The organism is Nostoc sp. JL31, from assembly GCF_017114965.1.
Lineage (GTDB): Bacteria > Cyanobacteriota > Cyanobacteriia > Cyanobacteriales > Nostocaceae > Nostoc > Nostoc punctiforme_A.
In genome coordinates this window covers 1-5,869 of the sequence record NZ_JABXKO010000056.1, presented here as the reverse complement: position 1 = coordinate 5,869, position 5,869 = coordinate 1, and the positions used below count along the sequence as shown (strand labels likewise).

Below are 5,869 nucleotides of genomic sequence, written 5' to 3'. Positions count from 1 at the left end.
ATCGCAGTCAACGCCCACACAGACCTGATTTGAAAGCTGCGGCAACAAAGTTAGGTGTCACCGAACAACAGTTGATCGACGCGCTAGGTGTTCCACCTCATCCTCCTGGCGATGGTGGAGCCTTTCCCCAAGGAAACCGTCCTAATCAACCAAAATAGTAAATAGACCACGTGCTAGGGGCGCAAGAACTTGCGCCCCTACGACAGGTGTGGTTCAAATAGATGAAAACTGCTGTAAAGCGTGCGATCGCTAGTAAAAGAGACATCACCAACAACATCACTGTCCCCTGAAACAAAGCTAGATATCTGCGTCACAGTACATCCAAGTCAGATGTAAAGAATTTCTGCCCCCTGCCTCCAAAAGAAAACTGCTGTATATATATAGTAGTGTGAGATTATTTGATTTTTTCTTTCACCAGAACTACTACAATTACTATTGATGCTAGATAATGGGAAGGCTTTGACATTTTCTTGCCAATCTAGCCCGGAAACAATAACTAAGACTTATGCGAACTCACTATTGCGGCGAACTCCGAAAAGAACATATTGGAGAAACTGTTACCTTTTACGGATGGGTAGACCGTCGCCGCGATCATGGTGGTGTGATATTTTTAGATTTACGCGATCGCTCTGGAATTGTCCAAATCGTCAGCGATCCGCAACGCACCCCAGATTCTTACGAACAGGCGAACGCCCTGCGAAATGAATATGTTGTCAAAATCACTGGTAGGGTAACACAACGTCCCGAAGAATCGTTGAATACCCGCATCCCCACAGGCGAGGTGGAAATTTACGCCGATAAAATTGAACTACTCAATGCTGTCCGTAAACAGTTACCTTTCCAAGTTTCTGTAGCTGACACCGAGACAGTGCGGGAAGACTTACGGCTGAAATATCGTTATTTGGATTTGCGACGCGAACGGATGGCGCAAAATTTGCAACTGCGTCATCAAATTGTCAAAGCCATGCGTCGTTATCTAGAAGATTTGGAAGGTTTTATCGAAGTCGAAACCCCAATTCTTACCCGTTCTACCCCAGAAGGGGCGCGGGATTACGTTCTACCCAGTCGCGTCAATCCTGGTGAGTGGTACGCTTTGCCCCAATCACCCCAGCTATTTAAACAATTGCTGATGGTATCCGGCTTAGATAGATATTATCAGATTGCCCGTTGCTTTCGTGACGAAGACTTACGCGCCGATAGACAACCAGAATTCACCCAGTTGGACATGGAAATGAGCTTCATGTCCCAAGAAGAAATTATCGAACTAAACGAGAATTTAGTTTGCCATATCTTCAAAACAGTTAAAGGCATTGAGTTACAGCGTCCTTTCCCCCGTCTTACTTATGCCGAGGGGATGGAACGCTACGGTAGTGATAAACCAGATACACGCTATGGTTTGGAATTAGTTGATGTCTCAGATATCGTGAAAGACTCTGGTTTCAAAGTCTTTCGGGACACTGTTACCAATGGTGGTATCGTCAAAATCCTCCCCATTCCCAACGGTAACGATGTAATTTCTAATGTCCGCATTAAACCAGGTGGCGACTTATTTAAAGAAGCCAGCGAAGCCGGTGCTAAAGGTTTAGCTTTTATCCGCGTCAGGGATGATGGCGAAATTGACACCATTGGGGCGATTAAAGACAACTTAAGCGAAGAACAAAAACAAGAAATTTTACGCCGTACAGGTGCAAAAGCTGGACATTTGCTGTTGTTTGGGGCTGGTGATGCTGCTACAGTTAATAAAACTTTAGATAGATTACGACAAGCGATCGCTAAAGAATTTAACTTAATCGATCCCGAAAAAATCAACTTGCTGTGGATTACAGATTTCCCGATGTTCGAGTGGAATGCTGACGAAAAACGTCTAGAAGCACTGCACCACCCGTTTACAGCACCGCATCCTGATGATTTGAGCGATTTAAAAACTGCACGCGCCCAAGCTTACGACTTGGTACTCAACGGCGTAGAAGTTGGCGGCGGAAGTCTGCGGATTTATCAGCGAGAAATTCAACAGCAAGTATTTGAAGCGATCGGTTTATCTCCTGAAGAAGCACAAAATAAATTTGGCTTTCTCTTAGAAGCATTTGAATATGGTACACCGCCGCATGGTGGCATCGCCTACGGTTTAGATCGTTTGGTAATGTTGCTAGCTGGAGAAGAATCCATTCGGGATGTAATTGCTTTTCCCAAGACACAACAAGCACGTTGTTTGTTAACAGATGCGCCTTCGAGTGTAGATGCTAAACAGTTGAAAGAATTACACGTTGCTTCGACTTATAAACCAAAGTCTTAACCGACTTTATCCAATTAGGCGGCATCAACAGCAACATCGTTTGTTTCATTGCCAATACCAAACAAGCCAACCCAAGGTGCGCTCTATCACCCAGTGTTTTGAAAGCAAAGCAAACCCTTTGCGCTCTTTGGGTTGGAGTACTACCTGTATAATCCAACGGCGAAAGTCCATTATCCACTGCATGAATGGGTCGCCATCAAAACTGCTGATGGGAAGACAACATCATATTAGAGGGGACTGAAAGAGAAGAACCAACCAAAAATAGCGATCGCTTTCAACCATCTCAAACTACTCAACCTGAAGCTTCTCAACCAAAACTTTCTGCCCACGGTGGAAATGAGAACAGTCTAACTTAGTCTTTAGCTGGAAGTTCAGCAGGTCATAGCGAGGTTCCCCATCTGGATGACTTGCCCTTGGTGGGATATCGAGTGCTTCGATTGGATAACCGCCAATTGTGGAATCTGGAGTCACCCTAAAACTCAAACCCGGTAACTCAAGACGCTTGACTACAATGTTCCGCAAATGACGAGAATGGTGCATCACAAGCTCAACCTCAACTTCAATAGAAATTAGCAACTCCATTATTGTATTCTTTAGTATTTTCAACAGCTTTTAAAGACAACAAAGATACAAATAATACCAATTCTAGTACCTGTAACTTTGGTGAGCAACAGGCTGTAATTACTTTTTTATCTTCAGCACCAAACGGAAGCCAATGGGCTATTTATTATCCTTTGACTAAAGACTATCAATGGCATTGGAAGTGGGGTTGTTGCAGGATTGAACATTTAAAAAAGCTCAATAAAAACCCTTGCAAAGGTTAAGTGCTTGATGGAACTGTTGTATTTGATGAAGTTCGGAGTGCAAATATTTTTTGCATTTAATCTAATTTATTCATTGGCTCTGAATGCAGTTTGCTAGAATTACTATAGTTTTTGTTTCTAAGATTTGGAAGAAATCTAGCATTTTATTATGATTATGCGCCTTCCCACAATTGCTGCGACCTTTCTGGCCGCTAGTCTTAGTATAGGTACACTTTTGAGTATTGCTGCCCCAGCTTCGGCTCAAGAGATAATAACTTGTTCAAGCCAAAACAATCGAAGGAATACTTGTTCGGTAAATGCAAGAGGTAGAGTGAGGCTTGTTAGGCAATTGTCTAACAGCAGTTGTAGAGGAAATTGGGGCTATCGGAGAAATCGTATTTGGGTGAAAAATGGTTGCCGAGCTGAGTTTTCAGTTGGCGATCGCAGAAACGACAGATATGACAGAGATAATAGAAACGACAGATATGACAGATAGGAGACTGGGTATTGCATTAATATAGTTAAGCAGAAATTAAGAAACTTACTTCTGAATTCTGACTCCTGAATTCTGCTGTATTTTGACTTTTCTAACATTCTTTTGGGATTGACAAATAAAAAAATACTCAACTACTTCTTGTGAGGTGGGCTTCTCGCCATTAGCGTCAAATTAAGGCAGATGCCCAAATGTCAAGTCTTCTTTGTGTCTCTTGCTAATGCGATCGCTCTACAGCCCTTCTCCGACAGAAGACGCTAGGCGAACGGGCATCCTAATGGCAAGCCATTTGCGATCGCGCTGGCGGAGCCTCTCATAGAGAAGCGTCTTTGATAGGAGAAGCGATCGCAGTGCTTATTTTATAGTCGCAGATAAGATAAAGAAGTAATATCGCTCCTCACACACAAGTAGCAATGACCTCAACCCTGCGGAAATTTCCCCGTCTCAATGCTCCGACGCTGCACAAGTTGCCCAATGGTTTGACAATCATTGCCGAGCAAATGCCAGTTGAAGCCGTAAACCTCAACTTGTGGATAAAAGTTGGCTCTGCTGTAGAACCTGATGCCATTAACGGCATGGCTCACTTTTTAGAACACATGATTTTTAAAGGAACAGAACGACTGGCTAGCGGCGAATTTGAACGTCGAATTGAAGAACGGGGTGCTGTTACCAATGCCGCTACTAGCCAAGACTATACTCATTACTATATAACTACTGCCCCTAAAGATTTTGCCGAGCTTGCGCCACTACAAATAGATGTAGTATCGAATGCGAGTATTCCTGATGATGCCTTTGAACGTGAGCGATTGGTAGTTTTAGAAGAAATTAGGCGTTCAGAAGATAATCCCCAACGGCGTACATATAGACGGGCGATGGAGACAGCCTTTGATTATCTGCCCTATCGCCGTGCAGTATTGGGGCCAGAATCGGTGATTGCCGGACTAAAACCCCAGCAGATGCGAGATTTTCATGCTAATTGGTATCAACCTCAGTCAATTACGGCTGTGGCTGTGGGCAATTTGCCAGTAGAAGAATTAATTGCAACTGTTGCAGAAGGATTTACAAAAGCTACTCCCCAGCCAAGTAGAGATGGGATTAATCGCGTCTCTGCCGACTCCCCACTGAATCCTGAATCACCATTTACAGAAATTGTCCGTCGAGAATTTATCGATGAAAGTCTGCAACAAGCAAGGCTAGTAATGGTTTGGCGAGTTCCAGGAATGACTCAGTTAGATCGTACCTATGGATTGGATATTTTAGCAGGAATTTTGGGACACGGACTGACATCAAGACTGGTGAGAGATTTACGGGAAGAACGGGGATTAGTTTCTTCAATTTCTGTGAGCAACATGAGCAACGAGCTACAAGGGATATTTTATATTTCAGCCAAATGTGCAGTAGAAAATTTACCAGTTGTAGAGAATGCGATCGCTCAACACATTGGCAAACTACAAACAGAGTTGGTAACAGAATCCGAAATTGCCCGTGTGCGGCGGCGAGTAGCTAACAGATATGTTTTTGGCAACGAAACACCAAGCGATCGCTCTGGGTTGTATGGTTATTATCAGTCTTTGGTGGGAGATTTGGAACCCGCCTTTAACTACCCGGCGATAATTCAGAGCCAAGATGCAACAGACTTGATGCAAGCAGCCAAAGAGTATCTATCTCCAGATGCTTATGGTGTAGTTTTTGTTAAGCCGTAAATTAAAAATTAAAAATTGGGAATAGGGCATTGGGCATTGGTAATTAATCAATCAATAATTAATTATTCCTCCCCTGCCTCCCCTGCCTCCCCTGCTCCCCCTGCTCCCTCATCCCCCACTCCCCAATTTAATCATGTGGACTCAAATCGACACCCATATTAGTCAGGTGACTGGCGAAAAATTTCAGAGTCAGCAACGGCGATCGGTTGGTGGCGGGTGCATCAACCAAGGTTATGCTGTCTCTAATGGTAAGATAACCTACTTCGTCAAGCAAAACCTGGCATCCCAAGTTGCGATGTTTGAAGCTGAGGCATTGGGTTTAAAGGAAATGCTAGCAACAGCTAGTATTCGCATCCCTAAACCAATTTGCTGGGGTACTGCTGATAATTCTAGCTACATCGTTCTGGAATGGTTGGAACTTGGTAGCGGTAACAGCAATTCATGGCAAGAAATGGGGCGCAAGTTAGCAGCGATGCATAAAGCTAGCAGCAGTCAAGGTTTTGGTTGGAAAATTAACAATACCGTTGAACTAAACGATTCCCTCACGAGAACCGCTCGTCTTCAAAACCGGACGTGA

Annotated in this window: 4 protein-coding genes and 2 pseudogenes; 5 read left to right on the top strand and 1 reads right to left on the bottom strand. The window is 43.8% G+C overall.

The annotated features are described in order from the left end of the window. Window positions 1–505: 505 nt before the first annotated feature. Entirely contained in the window at window positions 506–2,293 is a 1,788-nt protein-coding gene (gene aspS, locus HWQ43_RS13995) for an aspartate--tRNA ligase (protein WP_292734464.1), read from the top strand. A 288-nt stretch (window positions 2,294–2,581) separates the two neighbouring features. Here the strand turns inward: aspS and HWQ43_RS13990 are convergent, their stop codons facing one another. Next, window positions 2,582–2,875, bottom strand: coding sequence for a hypothetical protein (locus tag HWQ43_RS13990; RefSeq protein WP_292734461.1), 294 nt, complete (start codon window positions 2,873–2,875; stop codon window positions 2,582–2,584). Window positions 2,876–2,877: 2 nt separating this feature from the next. Here HWQ43_RS13990 and HWQ43_RS13985 point away from each other — a divergent pair, with 2 nt between their 5' ends. The 4 genes and pseudogenes from HWQ43_RS13985 to HWQ43_RS13975 all read left to right on the top strand — a co-directional run. Then, on the top strand, window positions 2,878–3,117 hold the full coding sequence (locus tag HWQ43_RS13985) for a hypothetical protein (RefSeq protein ID WP_292734458.1): 240 nt from the start codon (window positions 2,878–2,880) through the stop codon (window positions 3,115–3,117). A gap of 148 nt (window positions 3,118–3,265) precedes the next feature. Next, window positions 3,266–3,484 (top strand): annotated as a pseudogene (locus HWQ43_RS33760) (DUF3011 domain-containing protein); the annotation flags it as partial. A 518-nt stretch (window positions 3,485–4,002) separates the two neighbouring features. Further along, entirely contained in the window at window positions 4,003–5,292 is a 1,290-nt protein-coding gene (locus HWQ43_RS13980) for a pitrilysin family protein (protein ID WP_292734454.1), read from the top strand. Between the two features lie 133 nt (window positions 5,293–5,425). Next, window positions 5,426–5,818, top strand: a pseudogene (locus HWQ43_RS13975) (fructosamine kinase family protein); the annotation flags it as partial. Window positions 5,819–5,869: the final 51 nt, after the last annotated feature.